Here is a 25,782-nt window from a genome sequence, read left to right as displayed (position 1 = left end):
CGTATTGGAATGGGAGGCGGACAATGGCAGAAACGTCGAAAATCGATGGCGGGCGTCTGACGACCCATGTGCTGGATACGGCAACCGGCAAGCCCGCGGCGGGATTGTCGATCGCGCTCTACCGGATCGATGGCCCGGCCAGGACGCATCTGAAGACGGTCGCCACCAACGCCGATGGCCGTTGCGACGCACCGCTTTTGGCCGACGCGGATTTCCAGACCGGCGAATACGAGCTTGTGTTCGCCGCTGGTGACTATCTGCGGCGCCAGGGAACGAAACTGCCCGAGCCGGCCTTCCTCGATACCGTGCCGATCCGCTTTGGCATGGCGGATGCCGTGCACTATCATGTGCCGTTGCTCGTCTCGCCCTATGGCTATTCGACTTACAGGGGGAGCTGAGACGTGGCCGAGGTCAAGATCCGCAACGACATCCGCTTTATCCTCAACGGCAGGGATGTCGTGCTGTCATCCGTGGCGCCTGACGCGACCTTGCTTGACTGGCTGCGGCTCGACCGATCGCTGCGCGGCACCAAGGAAGGCTGCGCAGAGGGCGATTGCGGCGCTTGCACCGTGCTGGTCGGCAGGCTTTCCGCCGGCGAACTGGTCTATGAAAGTGTCAACGCCTGCATCCGCTTTCTGGGTTCGTTGGACGGCACCCATGTCGTGACGGTCGAGCATCTCCGTGGAACGCCGGGCCAGTTGCACCCGGTGCAGCAGGCGATGGTGGATTTCCACGGTTCGCAATGCGGCTTCTGCACGCCAGGTTTCGTCATGTCGCTTTACGGCTTGTGGATGAAATCACCGGAACCGTCGGACGCGGCCATCGAAAAGGCCTTGCAGGGCAATCTCTGCCGCTGCACCGGCTATGAGGCGATCATGCGCGCGGCTCGCGCCATCTCCAGCTACGGCAAAGCACAGAAGGATCCGCTGGCGCTGGAGCGTCAGTCGATCATGGCCAGACTCGAGGCGATGGGCGACGGCGCACGGATCGAGATCGGCGCCGGCAAGGCGCGGCTCGTCGTGCCGGCTGACGTTGACGATTTCGCCGCCGTGCTCGACAAGGAACCGGGCGCCACCATCGTCGCCGGCTCGACCGATGTCGGTCTCTGGGTGACCAAGCACATGCGCGATATTTCGCCTGTCATCTTCATCGGCAATCTCGACGGGCTGTGCGCCATTGCCGAGGACAAGGACGTGATCTCGATCGGCGCCGGCGTCACCTATTCCGATGCCTTCGCGATGCTGTCGAAACGCATCCCGGCGCTCGGGCCATTGTTCGATCGCATCGGCGGCGAACAGGTGCGCAACATGGGCACGATCGGCGGCAACATCGCCAATGGCTCGCCGATCGGCGACACACCGCCGCCATTCATCGCGCTCGGCGCGCGGCTGACGCTGCGCCGTGGAAGCAAGCGGCGCACGATCCCGCTCGAGGATTTCTTCATCGCCTATGGCAAGCAGGACCGGCAGGCCGGCGAGTTCGTCGAGGCCGTGCATGTGCCGGTTCCGGCAAACGAAACGAAGTTCGGCGTCTACAAGATCACCAAGCGCCGCGACGAGGATATCACCGCCGCCCTCGGCGCGTTTTTTCTGACCTTGGCCAGGGACGGCACCGTGGCCGATATCCGCATCGCCTATGGCGGCATGGCGGCGACGCCGAAGCGGGCTGCGGCGGTCGAGAAAGCTCTGCTCGGCAAACCCTGGACCGAAGAAACAGTCGAGGCGGCGATGACCGAATACGCAACGGATTTCACGCCGCTCACCGACATGCGGGCGAGCGCTGAATATCGGGCTTTGGCGGCGAAAAACTTGTTGCTGCGTTTCTTTGTCGAAACCACCGGCACCAGGGCACCGTTCCAGGTGTCGCGCAACGAGGCGGCATGATGAACAAGCACGCCAGCGCCAATTTAAAGGCCGAAAAGATCGTCGGCGGCGTCGCCACAGACCAGCGCCATGATTCCGCGCACAAGCATGTCAGCGGCAGCGCCGTTTACATCGATGATATGCCCGAACCGGCGGGCACGCTGCATGGCTGCCTCGGTTTGGCCACGGCCACGCATGCCACCATCGCCAAAATGGACCTGTCGGCGGCGCGCGCCGCCCCCGGCGTGATCGACGTGCTCACGGCAAAGGATGTGCCGGGCGAGAACGACATTTCGCCGACCGGGCGCCATGACGAGCCGGTACTCGCCGACGGCGAGGTACAGTTTTTCGGCCAGCCGATCTTTTGCGTGATTGCCGAGACGCGCGAGCAGGCGCGGCGCGCCACCAGGCTGGCAAGGGTCGAATACGAGGAATTGCCTTTCGTCACCGACATCGGCGCGCTTGATCCGAGCAAGGACAAACTCGTCACGCCGCCTCTGACGCTGAAGCGCGGCGACGCGGCTGCTGCGATCCGTCAGGCCCCCCGCCGGCTGAAAGGAAAAATGCGCGTCGGCGGCCAGGAGCATTTCTACCTCGAAGGCCATATCGCGATGGCGGTTCCGGGCGAGGATCAGGATGTCACTATCTATTCCTCGACCCAGCATCCGAGCGAAGTCCAGCACATGGTTGGTCATGCACTCGGCGTGCCGAGCAACGCCATTACCGTGGAAATGCGTCGCATGGGGGGCGGCTTCGGCGGCAAGGAAACGCAGGGCAACCAGTTTGCAGCGCTGGCCGCGATCGCCGCCAAGAAGCATCATCGGGCAGTGAAAATCCGGCCCGATCGCGATGACGACATGATCGCCACCGGCAAGCGGCACGATTTCCTCATCGACTACGAGGCCGGCTTCGACGATGAGGGCAATATTCTCGGCGTCAACTTCATGTTCGCGGCGCGCTGCGGCTTTTCTGCGGACCTTTCAGGCCCGGTCACCGACCGCGCGCTGTTCCACTGCGACAATACCTATTTCTGGCCGGCTGTGCATGCACAGTCGGCGCCGCTCTACACCAACACGGTCTCGAACACCGCCTTTCGCGGCTTCGGCGGCCCTCAAGGCATGGTCGGCGCCGAGCGTATCATCGACGAGGTGGCGTTCGCCGTCGGCAAGGACCCGCTCGAGATCCGCAAGCGGAATTTCTATGGAACCGCCGACCGCAACGTCACGCCCTACCATCAGGTGGTCGAGGACAACATCATCCACCGCATCGTTGGGGAACTGGAAGAAAGCGCCAGCTATGCAAGGCGCCGGCGCGAGATCTCGGCCTTCAACAACAACAGCCGCTTCATCAAGCGGGGCTTGGCGCTGACGCCGGTCAAATTCGGCATCTCGTTTACCGCCACGCATTACAATCAGGCCGGCGCGCTGGTGCATGTCTACACCGACGGTTCGGTGCATCTGAACCATGGCGGCACCGAGATGGGGCAGGGCCTCAACGTCAAGGTGGCGCAAGTGGTGGCGCAAGAGCTCCAGATCGACCTCGACCAGGTGAAGATCACCGCGACGACCACCGGAAAGGTGCCGAACACGTCGGCCACCGCCGCGTCGTCCGGCACCGACCTCAACGGAATGGCGGCGCAGAACGGCGCCCGCCAGATCAAGGACCGGCTGACCGATTTCGCCGCCGAGAAATACCAGGTGCCGCGCGACCAGGTGCTGTTCCTGCCCAACAGGGTGCGCATCGGCAACCAGGAGATACCTTTCGCCGACCTCGTCAAGCAGGCCTATATGGCCCGCATCCAGCTTTCGGCGGCCGGCTTCTACAAGACGCCGAAGATCCACTGGGACCGCGATAAGGGCGAGGGTCGTCCCTTCTATTATTTCGCCTATGGCGCCTCCTGCTCGGAAGTCTCGGTCGACACGCTGACCGGCGAATACATGGTCGAGCGCACCGACATCCTGCATGAGACCGGCCGCTCGCTGAACCGCGCGATCGACCTCGGCCAGGTCGAGGGCGGTTTCATCCAGGGCATGGGCTGGCTGACGACGGAGGAATTGTGGTGGGACGAGAAGGGTCGGCTGCGCACCCATGCGCCGTCGACCTACAAGATCCCGTTGGCGTCGGACCGGCCCAAGATCTTCAACGTGACACTGGCCGATTGGCCGGAGGCCGGTGAGCCGACAATCCACCGCTCCAAGGCCGTCGGCGAGCCGCCCTTCCCGCTCGGCATGTCGGTGCTGCATGCCCTGTCTGACGCGGTGGCCAGCGTCGCCGACCACAGGATCTGTCCGCGTCTCGATGCGCCTGCGACACCGGAACGCGTGCTGATGGCGATCGAGCGGCTGAAGCAAGAGGCGAAGGCCTGACACCGGCAAAACGTGCAAAACAGGCCGAAAAGGCCTATATTTCCCGACAGGGAATGTGAAAATGAACGCGACTGTGCAAAGCCTGAAAGCCTTTTTTGGCCAAGCCGGCCGGGTCGCGCTCGTCGAGGTCGCGGCGACGAAGGGCTCGACGCCGCGCGAGAAGGGCGCCTTCATGCTTGTCTCGCAAGCGGCGACATCGGGCACGATCGGCGGCGGCCAGCTCGAATATATGGCCATCGACAAGGCTAGGCAGATGCTTGGTTCTTCACCCTCCCCCTTGTCGAGAGGGTCGGCGAGCGGACGCCGCGAAGCGGCTTCAGCGAAACGGGGTGGGGGAGTGGCGTTCACAGCCCCGCAGACGACTTTGCCGTCCGACCCTCCCCCTAAGGGGGAGGGTGAAGAAACCCGCCCCGACACCCGCGTGATCCTCGAGGTGGCGCTCGGCCCGGAGATCGGCCAATGCTGTGGCGGGCGTGTCGAAGTGTCGATCCGCCTCGTCGATGCGACGTTGGCGCAGGAGCTGATTTCGGCCGCGGAAATCGAGCAGGCTGAACTGCCTTATGTCTACATTTTCGGCGGCGGCCACGTCGGCCAGGCGCTGGCCTCCGCGGTCGCCCTTCTCCCTGTGCGTGCCGTCGTCATCGAAACACGGGCCGACGCGCTTGAAGGAATGCCGCAAGCCATCGAGACGCGGCTGACCCCGATGCCTGAAGCCGAGGTGCGCAACGCGCCTGCAGGCAGCGCCTTCGCCATCCTCACCCATGATCATGCGCTGGACTTCCTGATTGTCGCCGAAGCCCTGAAGCGTGGCGACACCGCCTATGTCGGCATGATCGGCTCGAAGACCAAGAAAGCGACGTTCAGGAACTGGTTGCTGAAATCGGCGGAGGGTACGGAAGCGCAGTTTGCCCGCCTCGTTTCCCCAATCGGCGGTGACGCCGTGAAAGACAAGCGCCCATCCGTCATTGCCGCGCTAGCGGCCGCCGAGATCATGACGGCGCTGGTCAATCACGGCGCCGCGTCAAATGCCGGACGTCAGATGCCGCATGATAGGACGACGGCCGGGTAAGGTCACGTCGCGGCTATACCGGTTGCTTCAAGCCCAGATGATCGCGCAGTGTGCGGCCCTCATACTCCCTGCGAAACAGGCCGCGCCGCTGCAGCTCCGGCACAACTAGGGTGGCGAAGGCATCGAGTTCGCCGGGGAAATATGACGGCATGACGTTGAAGCCGTCCGCCGCACCGCCCTCGAACCGGGCCTGGAGTTCGTCTGCGATCTGCACCGCGGTCCCGACGATGCGCCAATGGCCGCGTGCGCCGGCGAAATGGCGGGCAAGCTGGCGGATGGAAAGGCCGTCGCGGCGCGATTGCTCGATGACCAGGGCCTGCCGGCTTTTCATGCCTTCGCTCTCCGGCAATTCGGGCAGCGGCCCGTCGAGCGGATAGCGCCGAAGATCGGAGATGCTGAGATAGCTGGACAGCAGCGCTACGCCGACGTCATCGGGGATCAGCTCCTGCAGCTCCTCGTATTTCGCCCGCGCTTCCGCTTCGGTTTCCGCCACCACCGGGGCGACGCCGGGCATGATCTTGATGTCGTCCGGTTCGCGTCCATAGGCCGCCAGACGGCCCTTGAGATCGTCGTAGAAAGCCTTCGCTTCCGCGAAAGTCTGCGCTGCGGTGAACACCACATCGGCGGTGCGAGCGGCGAGATCGCGACCGACATCCGAGGCGCCGGCCTGAACCATGACCGGGGCGCCCTGCGGCGAACGCGGCAAATCGAGTGGATCGCACACCGAAAAGCTCTGGCCGTCATGGCCGGAGGCGCCGAGCTTGCCGTGCCAAAGCCTGGTGACGACTTCGGCGAATTCTCGTGCCCGTTCATAACGATCGGCGTGGGGTCTGAGACCCGTTGCGCCGAAGTTGGCGGCCTCGATCGGGCTGGCCGACGTGACCAGGTTCCAGCCGGCGCGCCCGCCGCTCAGCTGGTCGAGCGAAAGGAAGGTTCGTGCCAGCCCGTAAGGCTCGTTGTAGCTGGTCGAAGCCGTGGAGACGAGGCCGATGCGGCTGGTCTGGACAGCGAGTGCGGAAAGCAGGCTGATCGGCTCGAAGCCGATCGAACGCGAGGTCTGGCTGGCGATGCTGACATCGGCTTCGCGCAGGCCGGCCGCATCCTCGCAGAACAACAGGTCGAATTTCGCCGCTTCCGCCGTGCGCGCCAGCGCGACGTAATGATCGATGTCGATCCCGGCCTTCACATGGGCCTGGGGATGCCGCCAGGCGGCGATATGGTGGCCCGTCGCCCACAGAAAGGCGCCGAGCTTCATCTGGCGCGCGGTCATCGGTCGCCTCCGCCGCTGAGTCCCAGATGCGAGCGCAGCGTTGTGCCCCCATAGCTCTGTCGAATCACGCCGCGCCGCCGCAGCTCCGGCAGAACGCGATTGGTGAAATCGTCGAGCGCTGAAATGTGCGCGGACAGCCGGATGTTGAATCCGTCGCAATTGTTCGCCCGGAATTCTTCCTCCATCCTGTCGGCCAGCCCGGCGACGCCGTTGGCGGCGAGGGATATGTCAGCCAATATCCTCACGGCATTCGGTTCGCGCCCGGACGCGGAAACGCGGCGCCTGAATTCGTCATGGCGTGCCTTGCGCCGCGCTGCCTGCCTTTCGTCCAGCAGGATGACATCGGCTGTGCGCGCGGCAATGTCGAGGTCGCCTGCCGCCAGGCCGGACAGGACCAGAACCGGCGTATCCTGCGGCGAACGCGCCACGTTCAGCGGTCCGCGCACGGCGAAGAATTCGCCCTTGTGGTCGAGCTGGTGCATTTTTCCGGGATCGTGAAAGCGGCCGCTGTCTTTGTCGAACAACAGCGCGTCCGCCTCCCAGCCATTCCACAAGCCCTGGACGATGCCGATATATTCCTCGGAGCGGCGGCGAAACTCGTCGCTGGAAAATCCATCCGGCCGGCTGAAATTGGCCGCCTCGCTCGGCGCCTGCGCCATGGTTGCGTTCCATCCGGCGCGACCGTGGCTGATGATATCGAGCGAGGCGAACCGGCGCGCCAGATTGTAGGGCTGGTGGGCAACCATCGACGCGGTGGCGACCAGCCCGATCCTGCTCGTCACGGTCGCCAGTGCGGCAAGCAGGGTCGTCGCTTCGAACGGGTTGCCCGACCCGGCCCTGCCCGGCGGCGCATCGTCGAGAACAATCATGTCCAGCCCGGCCGCTTCCGCCCGCTGCGCGAAGCCGGCCAAGTCGCTGAAGGTGAGCGCGCCGGCCTGCCCGGTCGTGGAGGCAATGTTGAGCGAAACGGTGAGATGCATTGTGGCTAGCTCGTCAGTCGGCGCAAAGCCCATCGGCCATGAGGCGGCATCCGCGAACCTAAGTTCGCCTTCGCGCAAGGCAACCCTTGCGACTGGGCCAGGAGCCGCTCACTTGCCGACCAGTATGTCCTTGATCAGCCGCTGGCAGCGCTCGGCCATGAAATCCAGCAGCAGGCGCACCTTCGGGTCCTGCAGCTTCTTGTGCGGATAGACGGCGGCGAACTGCACCGGCGTAGGCGGCGTGCCGGCCAGGATGATCTTCAGCCGCCGGTCGCGGATGAACGGCTCGACCTCGAAGCGCGGCTTGTTGATGATGCCGCGCCCCGACAGCGCCCAGCCGGTCAGCACGTCGCCATCGTCCGTATCATAGGGCCCGTGCACCTCGAATTTCTGCGGTCCGTTCGGCGTCTGCAAGGTCCAGACATATTCGCGCGCGCCGGAATAGCGCAGCATCAGGCAATCGTGCTTCCTGCTGATCAGTTCCTGCGGCTCGGCCGGCTCTCCGCGCGCCTCCAGATATTTGGGTGCCGCGACCAGCACCCGCTCGCATTCCATGATGCCGCGCATCCTGAGGCTGGAATCCTCGATGATACCGAGCCGGAAGGCGACGTCGATGCCTTCTTTCATGATATCGACATTGTGGTCCGAGAGCCTCAGCCGCACCTCGATATCAGGGTATGTGTCGTGGAAATCGGGAATGCCCGAGGCGACCAGGCGGCGGCCGAGGCCGAGCGGCGCGGTCACGCGGATGGTGCCGCGCGGCTGGCCGGAAAGGGCCGAGACCGCGGCCTCCGCCTCGGTGATCGCTTCCAGCACCTGCTTGGCGCCGGTGTAGAACACCGTGCCATGCTCGGTCGGCATCAATTGTCGTGTCGTGCGGTTGAACAGCCGCACACCAAGGTGCTTCTCCAGCTCCTTGATTCGGTTGGAAGCAACCGCCGGCGAAATGCGCATGTCGCGCCCGGCCGCCGACAGATTGCCGAGCTCGACCACGCGGACGAAGACGGCGATGTTGTCGAGATAGGCCATGCGGTTCAGGGGCTTTCAATCAAGCTGTGTGCGAGCAACCTAGTATTTTCCAATTTTTTTTGAAAGTCATCGCACACCTCGCCTCTTTCCGTTTGCGCGCCACACCGTAAAGTCGCTTCATCGGCAGGGACGACTTCAATGATGGATTTCGCTATTTTCTGGGACTGGCTGAGCTTTGCCGTGCGCTGGCTGCACGTCATCACCGGCATCGCCTGGATCGGCTCGTCCTTCTATTTCGTCGCGCTTGATCTCGGTTTGCGCCAGCGACCGGGCATGCCTGTCGGCGCCTTCGGCGAGGAGTGGCAGGTGCATGGCGGCGGCTTCTATCACATCCAGAAATACCTGGTCGCGCCGGCCGAGATGCCGGAACACCTCACCTGGTTCAAATGGGAATCCTACGCCACCTGGCTGTCCGGCTTCGCCATGCTGTGCGTGGTCTACTATGCCGGGGCCGACCTGTTCCTGATCGATCCCAACGTGCTGCCGATGTCTGTGCCGGTCGGGATCGTCCTGTCGATGGCGACGATCGGCGTCGGCTGGGTGGTTTATGACCTGCTCTGCCGTTCGCCGCTGGGCAAAAGCGATACAGGCCTGATGCTGGTGCTCTACTGCGTGCTGGTGTTCATCGCCTGGGGACTGACCCATCTGTTCACCGGCCGCGCCGCTTTCCTGCATCTGGGCGCCATCACCGCCACGATCATGTCGGCCAATGTCTTCATGGTCATCATCCCCAACCAGAAGATCGTCGTTGCCGACCTCATCGCCGGCCGCAAGCCGGATCCGAAATACGGCAAGATCGCCAAGCAGCGCTCGCTCCACAACAATTACCTGACGCTGCCGGTGCTGTTTCTGATGCTGTCGAACCATTACCCGCTGGCGTTCGGCACTGAGTTCAACTGGATCATCGCCTCCCTGGTGTTCATCATCGGCGTGTTGATCCGCCACTACTTCAACACCGTGCACAAGCGCGCCGGCAACCCGCACTGGACCTGGCTGGGCGCCCTTGTCCTGTTCCTCATCATCGTCTGGTTGTCCACCGTGCCGAAGGTGTTGACCGGCGAACCGAAGGCGTCCGCCTCGGCGCAAGTCTATATCGCTTCGGCCCATTTCCCGGCCGTGCGCGACACCGTGCTCGGCCGCTGCTCGATGTGCCATTCACAGGAGCCGGTCTACGAGGGCATCTACCATGCGCCCAAGGGCGTGATGCTGGATACAGACGCCGGCATCGCCGAGCATGCCCGCGAGATCTATCTGCAGGCCGGCCGCAGCCATGCCATGCCGCCCGCCAATGTCAGCCAGATCACCGACAAGGAGCGGGCGCTGCTGGTGGCCTGGTTCGAAGGCGCGGGGAAATAAGCATGACATCGACACTTCTGCGTGGCCGCACGCTGTCCTTCGTGCGCTGGCCTGAAAGCATCGATGATCATTCCGCCTGGCGCTACGAGGAGGATGGCGGCCTGCTGATCCACGACGGCGGGATCGTCGCTGCGGGCGCTTACGTCGATGTTGAAAGGAAGGCAGGCGAGACAACGAGAAGGATTGATCACCGGCCGCATCTGCTGCTTCCGGGCTTCATCGATGCCCATGTGCATTTCCCGCAGATGCAGATCATCGCCTCCTACGGCGCGGAACTGCTCGATTGGCTGAACGCCTACACTTTCCCGGAGGAGACGAAGTTCGCCAATGCGCAGCATGGCCGGCGCGTCGCGCGGCTATTCCTCGACGAGATGGTGCGCCACGGCACCACGACGGTTGCCGCCTACTGTTCCGTGCACAAGGCCTCCGCAGAAGCTTTCTTCGCCGAGTCGCATGACCGCAACATGCTCAACATCGCCGGCAAGGTGATGATGGACCGCAACGCGCCCGATGGCGTGCTCGACACGCCGCAATCGGGCTATGACGACAGCAAGGCGCTGATCAAGGAGTGGCACGGCAAGGGCCGGCAGCTTTATGCCATCACCCCTCGCTTCGCGATCACCTCGTCGCCGGAGCAGATGGAGATGGCCGGCGCGCTATGCCGCGAATACCCCGACCTGCACATCCAGACGCATCTGTCGGAAAACCATGCCGAGATCGCCTTCACGCAGGAGCTTTATCCGTGGTCGCGCGATTACACCGACGTCTATGAGCATTACGGGCTGTTGGGTAGAAAGAGCCTGCTCGGCCATTGCATCCATCTGTCGGAGCGGGAAGCGGACGCGCTTTCGGACAGCGGCTCCGTAGCCGTGTTCTGCCCGACCTCGAACCTTTTCCTCGGCTCCGGCCTGTTCGATTATCAGCGCTACCGCACCCGCGATAAAGCCCTCCGCATCGCCGCCGCCACCGATGTCGGTGGCGGCACCAACTATTCCATGCTGCGCACCATGGACGAGGGCTACAAGGTGATCGCGCTGAACGGCGAGAAGCTGAACCCGTTCCAGTCCTTCTGGCAGGTCACGCGCGGCAACGCCGAGGCGCTGTCGGTGGCGCAAAGGATCGGCACGCTGGAGGAAGGCACCGATGCCGATATCGTCGTGCTGGACGCCAGGGCGACGTCGTCGATGCGGCTCAGGATGGAGACCGTCGAGACGCTGGCGCAGGAACTCTTTCTCTTGCAGACGCTGGGCGATGATCGCGCCGTGCGCGAGGTCTATGTGGCGGGTCGGCCGGCAAAAACCGATTTGGCAATTTAGAACGTGACGGCGCGTTCCTTGCTTGACCCGGGCTTGACCCAGCGGCAACCATCCGTCAAAGCGTGCGGCGACGTTGAAAGGGGAACGACATGGCCGTTGCCGAAGACATCGCTCTGATCAAGAGACAGGAGGAAGTCCTTGTCTTTCCCGCCTTCGACGAGGCAGTCGCGTTCAGTGTCGGGTCCGCGATCCGCGACAGGGCGCTCACCGAGAATCTCCCGGTCATAGTCGACATCAGGACCTTCGACCGGCCGCTGTTCTACGCCGCCATGCCGGGCTCGAACGCTTCCAATCCCGACTGGGCGCGGCGCAAGATCAACGTCGTCAAGCGGTTCCTGAAAAGCACTTACCGCATGGTGCTGGAACAGCAGCGCCCCGACCGCACTTTCAAGATCGGCGAGGGCCTGGATATTGCTGACTACGTGCTGGCCGGCGGCGGCTTTCCCGTCACGGTCAAGGGTGTCGGGGTCATCGGCGTCATCGCCGTCTCCGGGTTGCCGGAGCGCGAGGATCACGGCGTGGTGGTCGATGCGCTGTGTAATCATTTGGGCCACGACAAGCGCGAACTGGTATTGCCGCCGGAAGAAAAATCGTGACATCGGCGCCGCCCCTCATCCGCCTGCCCGTCCTTCGCAGCAGCTGCGCTGTAGCTGCTGCGGGTGGAAGTGAAACGCTCCACCGCTGGCTATCCCCCTATGCCCGTTCTTCACGGGGAGAGGGTCGGGGTGAGGCGCAACGTCAGCTCTGCAAGAATGCGCGAAACGCTGCTGGCTGCCGGATATGACCATTCTCGATCCCAAATCCTTCCTCACCTCCATCTTCAACGCCGCCGTCGCCGCCGCCGATCCGGAAAAGACCATCCGCTATCATTTGCCGGTCAGGCCCAAGGGCCGCACCATCGTGATCGGCGCCGGCAAAGGCTCGGCGCAGATGGCGGCGGCCTTCGAGAAAGCATGGGACGGCCCGCTCGAAGGACTGGTCGTCACCCGCTACGGCTATGACGCGAAATGTGAGCGCATTGAGATCATCGAGGCGGCGCATCCGGTGCCGGACGCCGCCGGGCTCGAGGCTTCGCGGCGGCTGCTCGGGAAGGTGCAAGGGCTGACCGCCGACGATCTGGTGGTGGCGCTGATTTCCGGCGGCGGTTCGGCGCTGCTGCCGTCACCGGCAACCGGCCTGACATTGGCCGACGAGATCGCCGTCAACGAGGCGCTGCTGGCGTCGGGCGCGCCGATCGCGGCGATGAACACCATCCGCAAGCATCTTTCCACCATCAAGGGAGGCCGGCTGGCCGCCGCCGCCTGGCCGGCCAAAATGGTGTCGCTGGTTGTCTCCGATATTCCCGGTGACAATCCGGCGCTGGTCGCATCCGGCCCGACCGTTCCCGACACCGGCAGCCGGGCGGATGCGCTGGCGTCGATATCAGCCTACGGCATGAACCTGCCGGCCTCGGTCATGGCGCATATCAATTCACCGGCCGCCGATGCACCAATTCCCGGGGATGAGCGCTTTTCGCGCAACGAGGTGCATCTGATCGCCTCCGCCGGCGTGTCGCTCGAAGCAGCCGCAGCGGAAGCGAGCCGACAGGGCATGGAAGCTGTCATTCTCTCGGATGCCATCGAAGGCGAAGCCCGCGAGGTGGGCGGGGTTCACGCGGCCATCGCGCGCGAAGTAGCGACACGCAATCGGCCTTTCTCAAAGCCGGTGCTGATCCTGTCCGGCGGCGAGACCACGGTGACGCTGCGTGCCAAGGGGAAAGGCGGCCGCAACTCCGAATTCCTGCTCGCCTTCGCCATCGGCATCAATGATGTGAAGGGCATTCACGCCCTGGCCGCCGACACCGACGGCATCGACGGCTCGGAGGACAATGCCGGCGCCTTCGCCGATGGTTCCACGGTCGCGCGCATGCGCGCGGCCGGCATCGACGCCAAGGCGATGCTGGCAGGCAACAATGCCTGGACGGCTTTCAACGCGGTCGGCGATCTGTTCGTGCCCGGTCCGACCGGCACCAATGTCAACGATCTCAGGGCCATCCTGATTCGCTAATCGTTTGGATCAGGCAGCCATCAGCCGCTTCACCTGCTTCATGTCGTCAAGGAACCGTTCTCGCTCGGCCTCCTTGTCCGCACGGTCACGGATGCGCAGGATGAAGGATGGATGGATGGTGATGAACACACGCATGCCATCTTCCCGCTCGATCGCCTGGCCGCGCATCTTCGTCACCGGAACCGCCTTGCCGAGCAGCGACAATGCCGCCGTTGCGCCAAGCGCCACGGCAAGGTTCGGTTTGATCAGTCCGAATTCCTGGTCGAGCCACCAGCGGCACGCCTGAATCTCGCCGGCGTTCGGCTTGGAATGAATGCGACGCTTGCCGCGCGGCTCGAACTTGAAGTGCTTGACCGCATTGGTGACGTAGACTTTCTGGCGGTCGACCCCGGCGTCGTCCAGTATGGCGTCGAACACCCTGCCGGCCGGGCCAACGAAGGGAGCGCCGGCGAGATCTTCCTGATCGCCGGGCTGCTCGCCGACGAAAATCACCTTGGCGCCGTCAGGCCCTTCGCCGAACACGGTCTGCGTCGCATCGCGCCACAGCGGGCAGCGGTGGCAAGCCTTCGCTGCCTCACGCAGCTCCGAGATCGAGGTGACATCTGGCAGTGGCTCGTCGGACGGCCCGGAAATGCGCCTGGCCGGCCTCTTCGCTTCATGCGTTTGGCCTGTGGTCGCCATCATCCTGTCCTGTCGGTTCTGACACTGAAATGGACGGGAAGGGCGATGGTTCCTCCGAGGGCTCAGACCTCGTGCAGATAGAGGTGATAGTCCAGCTCGCTGACCGTGCGCGCCACGCGCAGGTATTCGGACTGCTTGATCGCCACGAAGGTGCGGTGCAGGTCTTCGCCAAGCGCGCCTTTGAGGAAGCTGGACGCTCTGGCCCCCTCGATCGCCGCGCGCCAGTCGACCGGCATCGTCGTGCGCGTCACCGCCGCCTCATAGCCGTTTCCGGTCGTCTCGGGGCCGGGGTCGAGGCCTTCGTCGAGCCCTTTGACGATGCCGGCAAGCACGGTTGCCGCGATCAGATAGGGGTTGGCGTCGACGCCCGACGGCCGATGCTCGATGCGCCGGTTCCTGGCGTCGCCCGCCGGCACGCGCAGCGCCACCGACCGGTTGTTGACGCCCCAGGTCGGCGCCACCGGTGCATAGGATTGGGAGACGAAGCGCCGCCAGGAATTGGCGTGCGGCGCAAACACCAGCATCGATTCCGCCATGGTCTGGATCAGGCCGCCCAGCCCGCGCAGCAGTGGCAGCGACCAACTCTCGCCACCGGCCTCCGAAAAAACGTTTCGGCTAGCCTTGTCCTGCAGCGAGACGTGGAAATGCATGCCGGAGCCGGCATATTTCTCGATCGGTTTGGCCATGAAGCAAGCGGTGACGCCATGGCGGCGCGCCTGCGCCCGAACCAGCCGTTTCAGCATGACGAGGTCGTCGGCCGCCCGCATCACATCCTTGCGGTAGTTCAGCGTCAATTCGTACTGGCCGGGCGCATATTCGGAAATCACGGTCTCGGCCGGAATGCCCTGTGCCTTGGCCGCGGCATAGATGTCGGTAAACAGCGGCTCCATGCCGTGCAGATGGTCGACCGAGTAGACCTCGGTCTTGCCCGAGACGCGGCCATCCAGCACGGCGTGCGCCGGCTGCACCTTGCCGTCGCTGTCGCGCTCATTGGCGAGGAGAAAAAATTCGAGCTCGAAGGCGCCGGCCGGGTACAGCCCCTTGGACGCCAATATGTCGACCTGCCTTGCCAGCGCCAGCCGCGGGTCCGATGACATCGGCGCGCCGTCGAGATGATACATCGCCATCAGCACCTGGCCGCGCGGCGGGTTGGTCCCGTGGAGCGGCACCAGCGTGCCAGGAATCGGCCAGGCGCGCAGATCGCCGTCGCCGGTGGTCCAGATCAGCCCGGTCTCGTGCACGTCCTCGCCGGTGATGTCGAGGCCGAGGATCGAGATCGGCATGTGCCGGCCGCCTTCGAAGATGGCTTTCAGCTCGTGCCGGCGCACGATCTTGCCACGGCCGACGCCGTTGGCATCGGTCAGCACGATATCGAAGGCTTCGATCTCAGGATGGGCGTCGAGAAAGGCCTGCGCCTCGGTGGGCGTCGAGCCCGAAGGTGAAGTCATGATGGAGCCCGGCCTGGCTTGCGCGCCTGTCTGTTGGGTGGCTTGTCTCATGCCGCAAGCTCCGCCGCAACTGCGCCGAAGGCGGTGATCAGCCGGTTGACCTGGGCGCCAGTGGTCGCCGGAGAGATCAGCATCATATTGTGGAAGGGCGCGATAAGCACGCCGCGATTGACCAGCGCGACATGGATGGCGGCTTCGAGTTCCGGCGCGTGCGCGGCCTCCGCCTCCGCCCCATTGCGCAGCGGGCCCGGCGCGCAGATGAATTCGACGCGGGCGCCGACGCGGGCGACATGCCATGGCAGGCGGTAGCGGTCGATGACCGTGGTCAGCCCGGCATCGAGCCGCCGCGCCAGATGATCCATGCGGTCGTAGTTCTCGGCCGTCATCACTTCTTCGAGCGCGGCGCGCATCGCGGCAAACTGCAGAGGATTGGCCGAGAGCGTCGTGCCCATGCCGGAATAACCCGGCCCTTTCGTCCTGTTGTAGTCGGCGTAGCGCGAGGCGACCTCTTCGCTCATGCCCCATACGCTTGCCGGTACACCACCGGCGATCGGCTTGCCTAGCACGAACAGGTCCGGCTCCAGCCCGTATTTCGCGGAATAGCCGCCCGGTCCGGTCGAGATCGTATGCGTCTCGTCGATCAGAAGCAGCGTGCCGGCCGCGCGGGTCAGCTTTCGCAGCGCCTCGTGGAAACCGGGATCGGCCAGCACCATGCAGGAATTGGTCAGCACCGGTTCGGCGATGACGCAGGCGACATCCTTGTCCCTGAGCGCTGCCTCCAGCGCGGCAACGTCGTTGAACTCGATGACCTTGGCCGTGCGGGTCAGGTCGCGGAATTCTCCGGCCAATCCGGGCCGGTTGGCCGGCTTGCCGTCGATCAGCCGCACCATCGTCTCGTCGACAGAGCCGTGATAACAGCCGTTGAAAACCAATATCTTTTCTCGCCCGGTGACGGCGCGGGCAACGCGCAGCGCGAAGCGGTTGGCATCGGTCGCCGTCGTGGCGATCTGCCAGAACGGCAGGCCGAAGCGCTGTTGCAGCAGCGGTCCAATGGCGAGCGCATCTTCCGAAGGCAGCATGTATGTCAGGCCGCGTCCGGCCTGCCGGCGGATGGCGCGCGCTATCGCCGGCGGCGAATGGCCGAACATCGATCCGGTGTCGCCGAGGCAGAAATCGTCGAGCCTGTTGCCGTCGATGTCGGTGATCGTAGCGCCTTTGGCGCTCTCGACCAGGATCGGAAACGGCGTCGGCCAGTCGTTCATCCAGTGCATCGGCACGCCACCGAAGAAGCCGGGCAGGCCGTTGCCGGCCTTGGCCTGCGATTTCGGCCGCGCCTTGCGGAAGCTGGCGCCTTCGGTATCCCGCAATGCGGCAATGCGGTCGCGGCTGACGCCGCCAATGGACGTGTGGGCGCTGTGCATGAAACCCCTCTCTGGCGCAGTAGTGGAGTAGTGGGGTAGGCGCTCAACGGCCCGGATGCTCTAAACCCGCTCCCATATTGCCCTACTCCCCTACTCCCCTAACCCGTGATGTCGATAACGCCGCAGTCGCCGGCGGCACTGCCGAAGGCGATGCGGCGTTCTTCCCTGTCCCACATCATCGAGGTGATGGCGCCCTTGCCGGGGCGACGCAACAGCACTTCCTTGGCGTCGGAAAAACGCACCGCCATCACCATGCCGTCCTCATAGCCGATGGCGACGACATCCTGGCTCGGATGGCAGGCGACTGAGGTCACCATCGCATTGCCGCGCGTACCGAGTTCCAGCGGCGCCTTGCCCATTGGCCCGTCCTTGCCTGAAAACGGCCAGACGATCGCCGCCGGCGCGCCGGAACTCGCCAGCCACTTGCCTTTCACGCTCCATGACAGGCTTTTGACCTTGGCGGGATAGCCGCTCATGCGCATGTGCTTGCCGTCCGCCAGCTTCCAGCCGTGCAACGCGTTTTCCTGCATGGTGGTGACCAGGAAGGCGCCATCCGGCGAGAAGGTGATGCCGGTATGGGCGCCGGCCCATTCGAGCTCCACCGGCTTGCCCTCGGCGGCCGGGAAATGCAGCGTCGCGCCATTGTAGCGCGCGACGCCGAAGCGCATGCCCTTGGGCGAAAATGCCAGCCCCTCGACCGAACGCGGATGGGCGAACTCTTTTGTGTGGCCGTCGGCAAAGCGCACATAGGCGGTCTTGCCTGTAGCGTAGGCGATGGCGCCTTGCGGGCCAGCGGCGACGCTGGTGACCCACTTCTTGCCCGCGCTCGCCAATTCCTTGGCCTCGCCGCCCGCTTTCACCGCAAACACCTTGCCGTCTTCGCCGCCGGTGAGCAGCCGGTCATTGGCGGCATCGTGGAAGGCCGCGAGCAGCCCGTCATTGGCCTGCACCGTCTTGTGGCCATTGTCGAGCCGATGGACGGTGCCGTCGGCCAGCGCGAAATGCGGCACGTCGCGGAGGAAGGCGGCGGCAAGGCAATGGCCTTCGAGATCAAGCGGGGCGACGGTCGGCATGTAGGACAGGTCCATTCCAGATTGTTGCTGGTCGTCTCGGGAGCCGCCAGCGCGCCAGGCGCGGCCCCACCCTCTCCCGCAAGGGGAGAAGGAAGAGCGGGCAGCGCTACCGCCATAAAGTCCGGAAATCAAGCGGCCTGGCAGGCCTCGAAGCTCTTCCTCAGCCGTTCGGGGTCCAGTTCGCGACCGATGAACACCAGCCGGCTCTCATGCTTCTCGCCGTCTTTCCAGGCGCGCTGGTGGTCGCCCTCGATGATCATGTGCACGCCCTGGATGACGTAGCGCTCGTCGTCGCCCTTCAAGGCGATGATGCCTTTCAGGCGCAGGATGTTCGGCCCCTCCATCTGGGTGACCTTCTCGATCCAGGGGAAGAATTTCTTCGGATCCATCTCGCCCCCGCGCAGCGAAACCGACTGCACCGTGACGTCATGGATGTCGGATGGGTGCGCGTGATGGTGGTGCCCATCGTGGTCATGATCGTGCCCGTCATGATCGTGGTGGTGATGATCATGGTGGTCGTCATGCGCCTCGAGGAAATGCGGGTCGTTCTCCAGCGCCCTGGACAGGTCGAAGGCGCCGCGGTCGAGCACTTCCGACAGCGCCACGCCGGCGCGGGTGGTGCGATGGATCCTTGCGGCCGGGTTGATGGCGCGGATCGTCGCTTCCACCTTGGCCAGTTCTTCTGGTGTGACGAGGTCGGTCTTGTTGAGCACGACGACGTCGGCGAAGGCGATCTGGTCCTCGGCTTCCTTGGAATCCTTCAGCCTGAGCGGCAGGTGCTTGGCGTCGACCAGCGCCACCACGGCGTCGAGCTTCGTCTTGGAGCGCACGTCGTCGTCCATGAAGAAGGTCTGCGCCACCGGCACCGGATCGGCGAGACCCGTGGTCTCCACCACGATGGCGTCGAAGCGGCCGGGCCGGCGCATCAAGCCCTCGACGACGCGGATCAGGTCGCCGCGCACCGTGCAGCAGACGCAGCCATTGTTCATCTCGTAGATTTCCTCGTCGGACTCCACGATCAGGTCGTTGTCGATGCCGATCTCGCCGAATTCGTTGACGATGACGGCGTAGCGCCTGCCGTGGTTTTCCGACAGGATGCGGTTGAGCAGCGTCGTCTTGCCGGCGCCGAGATAGCCGGTCAGAACGGTTACGGGGATCTGCGTCTGTGCGTCGCTCATGGCTTGCCTCGAATGGATGGGCCTTGAAAGATTTCGGCCTCGAAAGGGATTGTCGGCTCCATATAGGATGCGCGGCGGGCTTTTGCACGAGGCAAACCGCGAATGGCTGCGGTCCAATCCATAGGTCAGCGTCTCGTCGAACTAGGCGGCTGGCGGCGCCCTGCAGGCCATGCGGTATCGGTGCGCAAAAAGAGCCTGTGGACGGCCACGGCGGGCCGATCCACCGCAATCGCTTTCGCGAAAAGTCGTTTGTCATCTAACTGAAATAATCATCTGGCATTAGCCACGGCGGGTACCGCAATGCTTGCCGGCAAAGCTGTTTCAGGCGCCGGAATCTTTTTTGATCGTCGATTGCCAACCGGCCGGCTGCGTCTATGCTGCCCGCACCGGTATGGCCGAAGAGGGATGACCATGGCCAAGGCGGACAAGACTGCGACAATGAGCCGGCTGCATTCGGCGGCAAGGCTGGCAAGAACAGCGCTTGCGGCACGGCTGCTGGCGCATGGCTTCTATGCCGGCCAGGACCAGATCATGCTGGCGCTCGACCGCGAGGACGGCCAGACCCCGGGCAATCTGGCTGGCCGGCTCGGCGTGCGCCCGCCCACCATCACCAAGACCATCAATCGGCTGCAGGCACAGGGCTTTCTGCAAAAGCGCGCCTCCGACGCCGATGCCCGCCAGGCGCATATCTTTCTCACCGACACCGGTCGCGAGACCATCCGCGCCATCGAAAAGTCGGTGAAGAAGACCGAAAAGCAGGCGCTGAAGGGCCTCGACAAGAAGGACCAGAAGGCACTGTTCAAATTTCTTGCCCGCATCGAGGCCAATCTTTCGAACGAAGACCTGGCCTTGATCGACGACGACGCCGAGTCGGACGACTGACCGCCGGTTGCGGTGATCAGGCCACCGCGGCGGACCCACGGATCAGCGAAGACCAGCGTCCCGGCGTCATGCCGAATGCCTTCTTGAATTGCCTGTTGAAGTGGCTTTGGTCGCTGAAACCGGCTTCGGCCGCGATCTGTGCCAGCGGCTCGCCGGCGGCGATCATGCGCCGCGCGCGCTGAAGCCGGCGCATCAAAAGGAAACGATGCGGGCTAGTGGAGAAAGCGGCGCGGAAATGCCTGGACAAGGCATAGCGGTCGAACCCGGTAACCGCCTCCAACTCGTCGGATCGCACGGGCCGGGCAGAGTTTTCCGTGAGATAGTCGCGCGCCAGAGCGGCCGCCCGCCAGGCCGTTCCCGGCACCGCTCTCGCCGGCTGGCCGGCATGGCGGGCGAGCCCTTGCATCAGTTGCGCCAGGAAGTCGGCGACGAACAGCTCATCGAGTTCCTCCTCCAGCGGACCCAGCGCCGAAAGCAAGGTCGCGCGCAGGCGTTCGTCCGCCACCACGGCCTGCCTGACGAAAGGCAGCGATGCGCCGCCGAGGCAGTCCAGCATCAGTGACGGTTCCAGATAGAGGATCCTGTAGCGCAGCCCGTCCTCGGTTCCGGCGCCGCCATCATGCAGTTCGTCGGGATGCAGGACGATGATCTGGCCGGGCAGGCTATGCCGCACCGCACCGCGATAGCGAAAGCTCTGCACGCCTTGCAGCGTCACCCCGATCGCATAGGTGTCGTGGCGATGCAGGTCGAAGGCGCTACCGTGGAATCGCGCCTCGATGCGCTCCATGCCGGCGGGGTCGCGGGCGGGAATGATGCAGTTTTCCGCAGCCTCCGCGCACAAACGTCCAAGACCCTGGAACGCCTGGCTGCCTAGATCGAGCGACATCGCTTCCTTTCGCCTTGAAAGGGGCATAACCACGAATGGTCACTGTCTCATGTTCGATACGAAATTTGCAATCGTGCTCAGGGATGATCTGCCGGTCTGGCAAAAACTCAACGTCACCGCATTTCTGACCAGCGGCGTCGTCGCGCAGTTCCCCGATATCATCGGCGAGCCCTATCGTGACCGCGCCGGCAATGTCTACAATCCGCTGTCGATCCAGCCCGTCATCGTGCTGTCCGCCGACCAGGTGACACTCGGCGCGATCCACAGCCGCGCCCTGGAGCGCGGAGTAACGAGCTCGCTCTATGTCGAGGAGATGTTCTCGACCGGGTTCGACGCAGCCAACCGCGCCGTCTTCGCCGAATTCGCGCCGGAAGACGCCAAGGTGGTCGGCATTGGATTGCGCGCCGACAAGAAGACGGTCGACAAGATCACCAAGGGCGCTCGCATGCATCCCTGACGGCGCCGGCCTGAGCCTGTCGGCGCGTCTTGTTGTGCCAGCCGCTTTTGGCTTGCCGCACGCCCGCAATTGCCGCAAAAGGTGGGCCTCAGCCCAGCTTTCCATCCGGCCTGCAAGTGAGTGCTCCCCAAACATCTTCAGAAAGCGCGACGCCGCCGGTGGCGATCCTGTGCATGCTTTCCACCTATGTCTTCTTCACCTTTCTCGACACCAGCAGCAAATACCTCGTCCTAGCCGGCGTCTCCGCGCTTGTCGTCGCCTGGGTGCGCTTTGCCGTGCATGTCGTGCTGGTCGGCGCGCTATTGCGCGGCTGGCGTGAACCGGCGCGGTTCCGTCCGGCCAACCTGCCGGCTCATGTCCTGCGCGGGCTGTTCCTGTTCGGCTCGACCATCTTCAACGTGCTGGCCCTGCGGTCCCTGCAACTGGCCGAGACGACATCGATCTATTTCTTCGGGCCGATGGTCATCACCGCACTTGCCGGCCCGCTGCTTGGCGAATGGGCGGGCTGGCGGCGGTGGCTGGCGATCCTGGCCGCGTTCGCCGGGGTTCTGATCATCACAAGGCCGGGAGTCGGCGTTTTCGGCATCGGCCACCTGTTCGCGCTCGGCTCGATGCTGTCGAACTGCTTCTATGTGATCATGACCCGGCGCATGTCGGCGACCGAGACATCGGAAAGCCTCATCCTGTTTTCGGCACTGGCCCCGGCGGTGGTGCTCCTGCCCATGCTGCCGTTCTCGTTTTCCCTGCCGCATGATGGCTGGCACTGGTTCATCCTGCTCATGCTCGGCGTCTTTGGCGGCGTCGGTCATTGGCTTCTGGTGCAGGCCTATCGCATGGCCACCACCACCGCGCTCGCCCCCTATCCCTATTCGCAGATGGTGTGGATGATCCTTTCCGGGCTCATCGTCTTCAAGCAGTTCCCCGACCGCTGGACGCTCGTCGGCGCCGCCGTCATCGTCGCCAGCGGTCTCTACATCGTCCATCGCGAGCACCGGCTGCGCCTGCGCAATCGTGCGGTGCTGGACGTCGAGGCGGAAGCGCTGGCAAAAAAACTTTGATTTAGCCTCGAAGGGTGGCATAAGGCCGCCTTTAAACAGTTTAAAAAAACGACGGGGGAGGGGAAGGCTGGCACAGAAGATCAAGCTGTCGACGATCGCGGATGCGCTCGGTGTGTCCACGGCCACGGTATCGCTGGCGCTGCGCGACAGCCCGCTGGTCGCAGGCGGCACCCGCGACCGCATCAAGGAACATGCCCGCGCCATCGGTTACATCTACAACCGCCGTGCCGCCAGCCTGCGCACCTCGCGTTCGGGCATTGTCGGTGTCGTCGTGCATGACATCATGAACCCGTTCTTCGCCGAGATCCTGCGCTCGATCGAAAGCGAGCTCGACCGCAGCCGCCAGACCTTCATCCTGTCCAATCACTACGACCAGCTCGAGAAGCAGCGCACTTTCATCGACACGCTGTTGCAGCTCGGTGCCGACGGCGTCATCATGTCGCCGGCCATCGGTACTCCGGCCTCGGATATTCTGATGGCCGAGGAAAACGGCCTGCCGGCGGTGCTGATCGCGCGCACCGTCGAGGGCGCCGACGTGCCGGTTTTTCGCGGCGACGATGCCTATGGCACGGGGCTTGCCACCAATCACCTGATCTCGCTCGGCCACAAGCGCATCGCCATGATCGGCGGCACCGACCAGACCTCGACCGGCCGCGATCGCTACCAGGGCTATGTCAACGCCATGGAGGCCGCCGGGCTGGAAGTGCGGCCGGCCTGGCGCATCCCCGGCCCGCGCACCAAGCAGGCTGGCTTCGAGGCCGCCGGACAGTTTCTGGCCCTGAAGGACAAGCCGACAGCCGCCTGCTGCTGGAACGACCTCGTCGCCATCGGCCTGATGAACGGCATCGCGCGCGCCGGCCTGGTGCCCGGCCTGGACATATCGGTCACCGGCTACGACGATCTCGAGGAGGCGGCAATCGCCACGCCGGCGCTGACCACCGTGTGGAACGGTCAGCGCGAGGTTGGCCGCCGCGCCGCCAGCGCCCTGCTCGACAAGCTGAACGGGCAGACGGTGCGGCCCTCTCAGGAACTGATCAAGCCGGAACTGCATGTGCGACAGTCGACCGGCAAGCCGGTGGAGCGTGCATGACAAAGCCCGAGCAACTGCAAACCGTCGCCATCCTGGTGCCGGGGCATTTCAACGACCACGCGGTCGAGCGCATCGACCGGACATTCAGGCGTGTCGGGATCGAGCGCGCCGACCCGTCCCTGGTCACCGATGAAATGCGTGACAACGTGCGCGCCATCGCCTCGTTCGGCGGCATCAGCGCGGCCTTCATGGATGCATTGCCCAAGCTTGAGATCGTCGCCAGTTTCGGTGTTGGCTACGATTCGGTCGATGCCCGCCACGCTGGCGATCACGGCATCATGGTCACCAACACGCCGGATGTGCTGACCGAGGAGGTCGCCGACACCGCCATCGGCCTGCTGATCAACACCGTGCGCGACCTGCCGCGCGCCGAAGCCTGGCTGCGCGACGGCAGCTGGCAGCGCAAGGGCAACTATCCCTTGAGCCGGCTTACCTTGCGCGGCCGCAGCGCCGGCATTTTCGGCATGGGCCGCATCGGGCTCGCCATTGCCCGCCGGCTGGAGGCGTTCGGATTGCCCGTCGCCTATCACAACCGGCGCCGGGTCGAGGGCCTGTCCTACCCCTATCATCCGACGCTGAAGGGCCTCGCCGAAGCAGTCGACACGCTGATTTCGGTGGTCCCGGGCGGCGCCTCGACGGAAAAGGCGGTCGATGCCGAGATCCTGTCGGCGCTTGGCGCCAACGGCGTCTTCGTCAATATCGGGCGCGGCAGCACGGTCGACGAGGCGGCGCTTGCGACAGCCCTCGCCAAGGGCACTATCGCCGCCGCCGGGCTCGATGTCTTCGCCGACGAACCGAACGTGCCGCGGGCGCTGCTTGACGCGACCAATGCCAGTCTGTTGCCGCATGTCGGTTCGGCGTCGGAGCACACACGTCGCGCCATGGCGGATCTGTGCGTCGACAATCTGGTGTCCTGGTTCAGCGAGCGCCGGTCGATCACACCTGTGCCCGAGACCGCGCATGTGAAGGCGCGCTGCTGAGCGGTCGGGCTGCCATATTTATTAACGTCAGCTTAACCCTTTGAAATCATTCTTCATCCTGTCCGTACGCATGGATGAGGATCACCATGAAAACGCTTTCCGTACTGATCGGAGCCGCCGCCCTGTTTGGCGGCGTTCAGCTGTTTCATGGCGGCACTGGTGAAAGCGTCGCTGAAGAGGCCGCGCCGCCCGACACCTACAGGCTGGTCGCCAATGGTGATGAGGGGGTTTGCGCAATCAAACGCGGCGCCACCGTCTCGGACGGCCTGTCGCTTTTGACGGTGGCTCCGAACTGTAGCCGACTCATGCCAGGCATCGAGCGGGCGAAATTCTGGCGCGAGCAGGAGGACGGCACGGTCGCCTTCAGCGTCAACGGCGTCGATCCGATCGTCACCTTCGCGGTCGCCGATGGCGACGGATTCGAATCCTACGCTCCCGCACTGCCGCTGCTGTCGCTGGCGGCCGCCGGGGACCCGAGCACCGACGACTGATTACTCCGCCGCCGCGCGGGCGCCGGCTTTGGCAGCCGCATGCAGGCGAACCGCGTCGCCGAAGGCCCGGAAGATCTTGGCCGAGTTACTATCCGACTTGACCCAGTATTCGGGATGCCACTGGACGCCGACCGCGAAAGCGCGGGCATCCTTTACAGAGACCGCCTCGACGGTGCCGTCGTCGGCCACGGCTTCGATCTGCAGCTTCGAACCAAGCCGGCCGATTGCCTGGCGGTGCAACGAGTTGACCTTCATGTCGCCGGCCCCAAACACACCGGCCAGGCAACTGCCCGCCTTGATCGAAACGGTCTGGTGAATCGCGAAACGTTCGTCCTGATTGTCGCTCACCGGCGCGCGGTGGTCGAGCGAGCCTTCACGCTCCTGGATTTCGGTGCCCAGCGTGCCGCCCAGCGCCACGTTCATCTCCTGGATGCCGCGGCAGATGGCAAGCAGCGGCACGCCACGCTCGATCGCCTTGCGAATCAGCGGCAAGGTGGTGGCGTCGCGTGCCGGATCATACGGGCCGTTCGCCTCGCTGGCATCGCCGCCATAGAGCGAGGGGTCGACGTTGGATTTCGAGCCGGTCAGCATGACGCCGTCGACCGACGACAGCAGCTCATCGAAATCGAGCCGCTCGCCGAACGAAGGCACCAGCACCGGAAACACGCCGGCGGCGGCTATCGCCGCCTCCAGATATTGCTGTGGGGCGGCATGCCAGGTGTAGTTGTCGAATTGACGGACGTCGGTCGATATGGCGACGAGCGGCTGCTGCATTTTGGCTTTGTTTTCCATCTGGGCCGGGGAATCCTGCCTTCAAAATAGGCGATCCCAGCACATTTTTCC

24 protein-coding genes are annotated in these 25,782 nt (G+C 64.4%); 14 read left to right on the top strand and 10 right to left on the bottom strand.

The annotated features are described in order from the left end of the window. Positions 1-23: 23 nt before the first annotated feature. The 4 genes from uraH (at position 24) to xdhC (ending at position 5,297) form a co-directional block, all read left to right on the top strand. Positions 24-398: a hydroxyisourate hydrolase gene (uraH, locus tag FJ972_RS01520; protein ID WP_140501174.1), complete on the top strand. Its 375-nt coding sequence runs from the start codon at positions 24-26 to the stop codon at positions 396-398. 3 nt (positions 399-401) lie between these two features. Further along, positions 402-1,883 carry a xanthine dehydrogenase small subunit gene (gene xdhA, locus FJ972_RS01515; RefSeq protein WP_140525604.1) on the top strand — a complete coding sequence of 494 codons (1,482 nt, stop codon included), beginning with the start codon at positions 402-404 and terminating at the stop codon, positions 1,881-1,883. Continuing rightward, a complete protein-coding gene (xdhB, locus tag FJ972_RS01510; protein WP_140525626.1) occupies positions 1,883-4,228 on the top strand; it encodes a xanthine dehydrogenase molybdopterin binding subunit in 2,346 nt (781 codons plus the stop codon). Before xdhA ends, xdhB begins: the two co-directional genes overlap by 1 nt. 61 nt (positions 4,229-4,289) lie before the next feature. Then, complete coding sequence (gene xdhC / locus FJ972_RS01505; RefSeq protein ID WP_140501169.1) at positions 4,290-5,297, top strand: xanthine dehydrogenase accessory protein XdhC; 1,008 nt, start codon at positions 4,290-4,292, stop codon at positions 5,295-5,297. Positions 5,298-5,310: 13 nt separating this feature from the next. Here xdhC and FJ972_RS01500 read toward each other — a convergent pair whose 3' ends face one another. From FJ972_RS01500 to FJ972_RS01490, 3 genes are all read right to left on the bottom strand, one after another. After that, a complete protein-coding gene (locus tag FJ972_RS01500) occupies positions 5,311-6,567 on the bottom strand; it encodes an LLM class flavin-dependent oxidoreductase (protein WP_140501167.1) in 1,257 nt (418 codons plus the stop codon). Beyond that, positions 6,564-7,547 carry an LLM class flavin-dependent oxidoreductase gene (locus tag FJ972_RS01495; protein WP_140525603.1) on the bottom strand — a complete coding sequence of 328 codons (984 nt, stop codon included), beginning with the start codon at positions 7,545-7,547 and terminating at the stop codon, positions 6,564-6,566. The genes FJ972_RS01500 and FJ972_RS01495 overlap by 4 nt, the downstream gene beginning before the upstream one ends. Positions 7,548-7,655: 108 nt before the next feature. After that, positions 7,656-8,576, bottom strand: a complete 921-nt coding sequence (locus FJ972_RS01490; protein WP_140525602.1) for a LysR family transcriptional regulator — start codon at positions 8,574-8,576, stop codon at positions 7,656-7,658. Positions 8,577-8,714: 138 nt separating this feature from the next. Here FJ972_RS01490 and FJ972_RS01485 point away from each other — a divergent pair, with 138 nt between their 5' ends. The 4 genes from FJ972_RS01485 to FJ972_RS01470 all read left to right on the top strand — a co-directional run bounded on the left by FJ972_RS01485 (position 8,715) and on the right by FJ972_RS01470 (position 13,294). Continuing rightward, complete coding sequence (locus tag FJ972_RS01485) at positions 8,715-9,932, top strand: urate hydroxylase PuuD (protein WP_140501161.1); 1,218 nt, start codon at positions 8,715-8,717, stop codon at positions 9,930-9,932. A gap of 2 nt (positions 9,933-9,934) precedes the next feature. Then, positions 9,935-11,248 (top strand): guanine deaminase, encoded by a 1,314-nt coding sequence (gene guaD, locus FJ972_RS01480; RefSeq protein ID WP_140525601.1) that lies wholly within the window; start codon positions 9,935-9,937, stop codon positions 11,246-11,248. An 89-nt stretch (positions 11,249-11,337) separates the two neighbouring features. Then, positions 11,338-11,844: a heme-degrading domain-containing protein gene (locus FJ972_RS01475; RefSeq protein ID WP_140525600.1), complete on the top strand. Its 507-nt coding sequence runs from the start codon at positions 11,338-11,340 to the stop codon at positions 11,842-11,844. 184 nt (positions 11,845-12,028) lie between these two features. Beyond that, on the top strand, positions 12,029-13,294 hold the full coding sequence (locus tag FJ972_RS01470; RefSeq protein ID WP_140525599.1) for a glycerate kinase: 1,266 nt from the start codon (positions 12,029-12,031) through the stop codon (positions 13,292-13,294). 9 nt (positions 13,295-13,303) lie between these two features. On the opposite strand, the gene FJ972_RS01465 is transcribed toward FJ972_RS01470, so the two are convergent. The 5 genes from FJ972_RS01465 to FJ972_RS01445 all read right to left on the bottom strand — a co-directional run bounded on the left by FJ972_RS01465 (position 13,304) and on the right by FJ972_RS01445 (position 19,095). Then, positions 13,304-13,975 carry a UdgX family uracil-DNA binding protein gene (locus FJ972_RS01465; RefSeq protein ID WP_246674222.1) on the bottom strand — a complete coding sequence of 224 codons (672 nt, stop codon included), beginning with the start codon at positions 13,973-13,975 and terminating at the stop codon, positions 13,304-13,306. A gap of 62 nt (positions 13,976-14,037) precedes the next feature. Then, positions 14,038-15,423: a glutamine synthetase family protein gene (locus tag FJ972_RS01460; RefSeq protein WP_140525625.1), complete on the bottom strand. Its 1,386-nt coding sequence runs from the start codon at positions 15,421-15,423 to the stop codon at positions 14,038-14,040. A 47-nt stretch (positions 15,424-15,470) separates the two neighbouring features. Continuing rightward, positions 15,471-16,844 (bottom strand): aspartate aminotransferase family protein, encoded by a 1,374-nt coding sequence (locus tag FJ972_RS01455; RefSeq protein WP_140525597.1) that lies wholly within the window; start codon positions 16,842-16,844, stop codon positions 15,471-15,473. A 98-nt stretch (positions 16,845-16,942) separates the two neighbouring features. Next, complete coding sequence (locus FJ972_RS01450; protein ID WP_140525596.1) at positions 16,943-17,917, bottom strand: WD40 repeat domain-containing protein; 975 nt, start codon at positions 17,915-17,917, stop codon at positions 16,943-16,945. Positions 17,918-18,045: 128 nt separating this feature from the next. Continuing rightward, positions 18,046-19,095 carry a CobW family GTP-binding protein gene (locus FJ972_RS01445; RefSeq protein WP_140525595.1) on the bottom strand — a complete coding sequence of 350 codons (1,050 nt, stop codon included), beginning with the start codon at positions 19,093-19,095 and terminating at the stop codon, positions 18,046-18,048. A gap of 411 nt (positions 19,096-19,506) precedes the next feature. On the opposite strand from FJ972_RS01445, the gene FJ972_RS01440 reads away from it, so the two are divergent. Next, positions 19,507-19,977 carry a MarR family winged helix-turn-helix transcriptional regulator gene (locus FJ972_RS01440; RefSeq protein ID WP_140525594.1) on the top strand — a complete coding sequence of 157 codons (471 nt, stop codon included), beginning with the start codon at positions 19,507-19,509 and terminating at the stop codon, positions 19,975-19,977. Positions 19,978-19,993: 16 nt separating this feature from the next. Here FJ972_RS01440 and FJ972_RS01435 read toward each other — a convergent pair whose 3' ends face one another. Next, entirely contained in the window at positions 19,994-20,863 is an 870-nt protein-coding gene (locus FJ972_RS01435) for an AraC family transcriptional regulator (protein WP_140525593.1), read from the bottom strand. A gap of 49 nt (positions 20,864-20,912) precedes the next feature. Between FJ972_RS01435 and FJ972_RS01430 the strand changes: the two genes are divergently transcribed. The 5 genes from FJ972_RS01430 (at position 20,913) to FJ972_RS01410 (ending at position 24,939) form a co-directional block, all read left to right on the top strand. Next, positions 20,913-21,320: a DUF2000 family protein gene (locus FJ972_RS01430; RefSeq protein ID WP_140525592.1), complete on the top strand. Its 408-nt coding sequence runs from the start codon at positions 20,913-20,915 to the stop codon at positions 21,318-21,320. A 173-nt stretch (positions 21,321-21,493) separates the two neighbouring features. Next, positions 21,494-22,378 carry a DMT family transporter gene (locus tag FJ972_RS01425; protein WP_181165295.1) on the top strand — a complete coding sequence of 295 codons (885 nt, stop codon included), beginning with the start codon at positions 21,494-21,496 and terminating at the stop codon, positions 22,376-22,378. Positions 22,379-22,445: 67 nt separating this feature from the next. Beyond that, on the top strand, positions 22,446-23,468 hold the full coding sequence (locus FJ972_RS01420) for a LacI family DNA-binding transcriptional regulator (protein ID WP_140501249.1): 1,023 nt from the start codon (positions 22,446-22,448) through the stop codon (positions 23,466-23,468). Further along, on the top strand, positions 23,465-24,448 hold the full coding sequence (locus tag FJ972_RS01415; RefSeq protein WP_140525591.1) for a 2-hydroxyacid dehydrogenase: 984 nt from the start codon (positions 23,465-23,467) through the stop codon (positions 24,446-24,448). Before FJ972_RS01420 ends, FJ972_RS01415 begins: the two co-directional genes overlap by 4 nt. 86 nt (positions 24,449-24,534) lie before the next feature. Then, positions 24,535-24,939, top strand: coding sequence for a hypothetical protein (locus tag FJ972_RS01410; protein WP_140501137.1), 405 nt, complete (start codon positions 24,535-24,537; stop codon positions 24,937-24,939). On the opposite strand, the gene FJ972_RS01405 is transcribed toward FJ972_RS01410, so the two are convergent. Further along, complete coding sequence (locus FJ972_RS01405) at positions 24,940-25,731, bottom strand: gamma-glutamyl-gamma-aminobutyrate hydrolase family protein (RefSeq protein ID WP_226880480.1); 792 nt, start codon at positions 25,729-25,731, stop codon at positions 24,940-24,942. Between the last annotated feature and the right edge of the window lie 51 nt (positions 25,732-25,782).

The sequence above is a fragment of the Mesorhizobium sp. B2-1-1 genome (assembly GCF_006442975.2).
Lineage (GTDB): Bacteria > Pseudomonadota > Alphaproteobacteria > Rhizobiales > Rhizobiaceae > Mesorhizobium.
This window is presented reverse-complemented; position numbering and strand designations above follow the sequence as displayed.

Coding starts and splice junctions, on each gene's coding strand:
- uraH (WP_140501174.1), top strand. CDS start 24: ATGGCAGAAACGTCGAAAATCGATGGCGGGCGTCTGACGACCCATGTG.
- xdhB (WP_140525626.1), top strand. CDS start 1,883: ATGAACAAGCACGCCAGCGCCAATTTAAAGGCCGAAAAGATCGTCGGC.
- xdhC (WP_140501169.1), top strand. CDS start 4,290: ATGAACGCGACTGTGCAAAGCCTGAAAGCCTTTTTTGGCCAAGCCGGC.
- FJ972_RS01500 (WP_140501167.1), bottom strand. CDS start 6,567: ATGACCGCGCGCCAGATGAAGCTCGGCGCCTTTCTGTGGGCGACGGGC.
- FJ972_RS01495 (WP_140525603.1), bottom strand. CDS start 7,547: ATGCATCTCACCGTTTCGCTCAACATTGCCTCCACGACCGGGCAGGCC.
- FJ972_RS01490 (WP_140525602.1), bottom strand. CDS start 8,576: ATGGCCTATCTCGACAACATCGCCGTCTTCGTCCGCGTGGTCGAGCTC.
- FJ972_RS01485 (WP_140501161.1), top strand. CDS start 8,715: ATGATGGATTTCGCTATTTTCTGGGACTGGCTGAGCTTTGCCGTGCGC.
- guaD (WP_140525601.1), top strand. CDS start 9,935: ATGACATCGACACTTCTGCGTGGCCGCACGCTGTCCTTCGTGCGCTGG.
- FJ972_RS01475 (WP_140525600.1), top strand. CDS start 11,338: ATGGCCGTTGCCGAAGACATCGCTCTGATCAAGAGACAGGAGGAAGTC.
- FJ972_RS01470 (WP_140525599.1), top strand. CDS start 12,029: ATGACCATTCTCGATCCCAAATCCTTCCTCACCTCCATCTTCAACGCC.
- FJ972_RS01465 (WP_246674222.1), bottom strand. CDS start 13,975: ATGGCGACCACAGGCCAAACGCATGAAGCGAAGAGGCCGGCCAGGCGC.
- FJ972_RS01460 (WP_140525625.1), bottom strand. CDS start 15,423: ATGACTTCACCTTCGGGCTCGACGCCCACCGAGGCGCAGGCCTTTCTC.
- FJ972_RS01455 (WP_140525597.1), bottom strand. CDS start 16,844: ATGCACAGCGCCCACACGTCCATTGGCGGCGTCAGCCGCGACCGCATT.
- FJ972_RS01450 (WP_140525596.1), bottom strand. CDS start 17,917: ATGCCGACCGTCGCCCCGCTTGATCTCGAAGGCCATTGCCTTGCCGCC.
- FJ972_RS01445 (WP_140525595.1), bottom strand. CDS start 19,095: ATGAGCGACGCACAGACGCAGATCCCCGTAACCGTTCTGACCGGCTAT.
- FJ972_RS01440 (WP_140525594.1), top strand. CDS start 19,507: ATGGCCAAGGCGGACAAGACTGCGACAATGAGCCGGCTGCATTCGGCG.
- FJ972_RS01435 (WP_140525593.1), bottom strand. CDS start 20,863: ATGTCGCTCGATCTAGGCAGCCAGGCGTTCCAGGGTCTTGGACGTTTG.
- FJ972_RS01430 (WP_140525592.1), top strand. CDS start 20,913: ATGTTCGATACGAAATTTGCAATCGTGCTCAGGGATGATCTGCCGGTC.
- FJ972_RS01425 (WP_181165295.1), top strand. CDS start 21,494: ATGCTTTCCACCTATGTCTTCTTCACCTTTCTCGACACCAGCAGCAAA.
- FJ972_RS01415 (WP_140525591.1), top strand. CDS start 23,465: ATGACAAAGCCCGAGCAACTGCAAACCGTCGCCATCCTGGTGCCGGGG.
- FJ972_RS01410 (WP_140501137.1), top strand. CDS start 24,535: ATGAAAACGCTTTCCGTACTGATCGGAGCCGCCGCCCTGTTTGGCGGC.
- FJ972_RS01405 (WP_226880480.1), bottom strand. CDS start 25,731: ATGGAAAACAAAGCCAAAATGCAGCAGCCGCTCGTCGCCATATCGACC.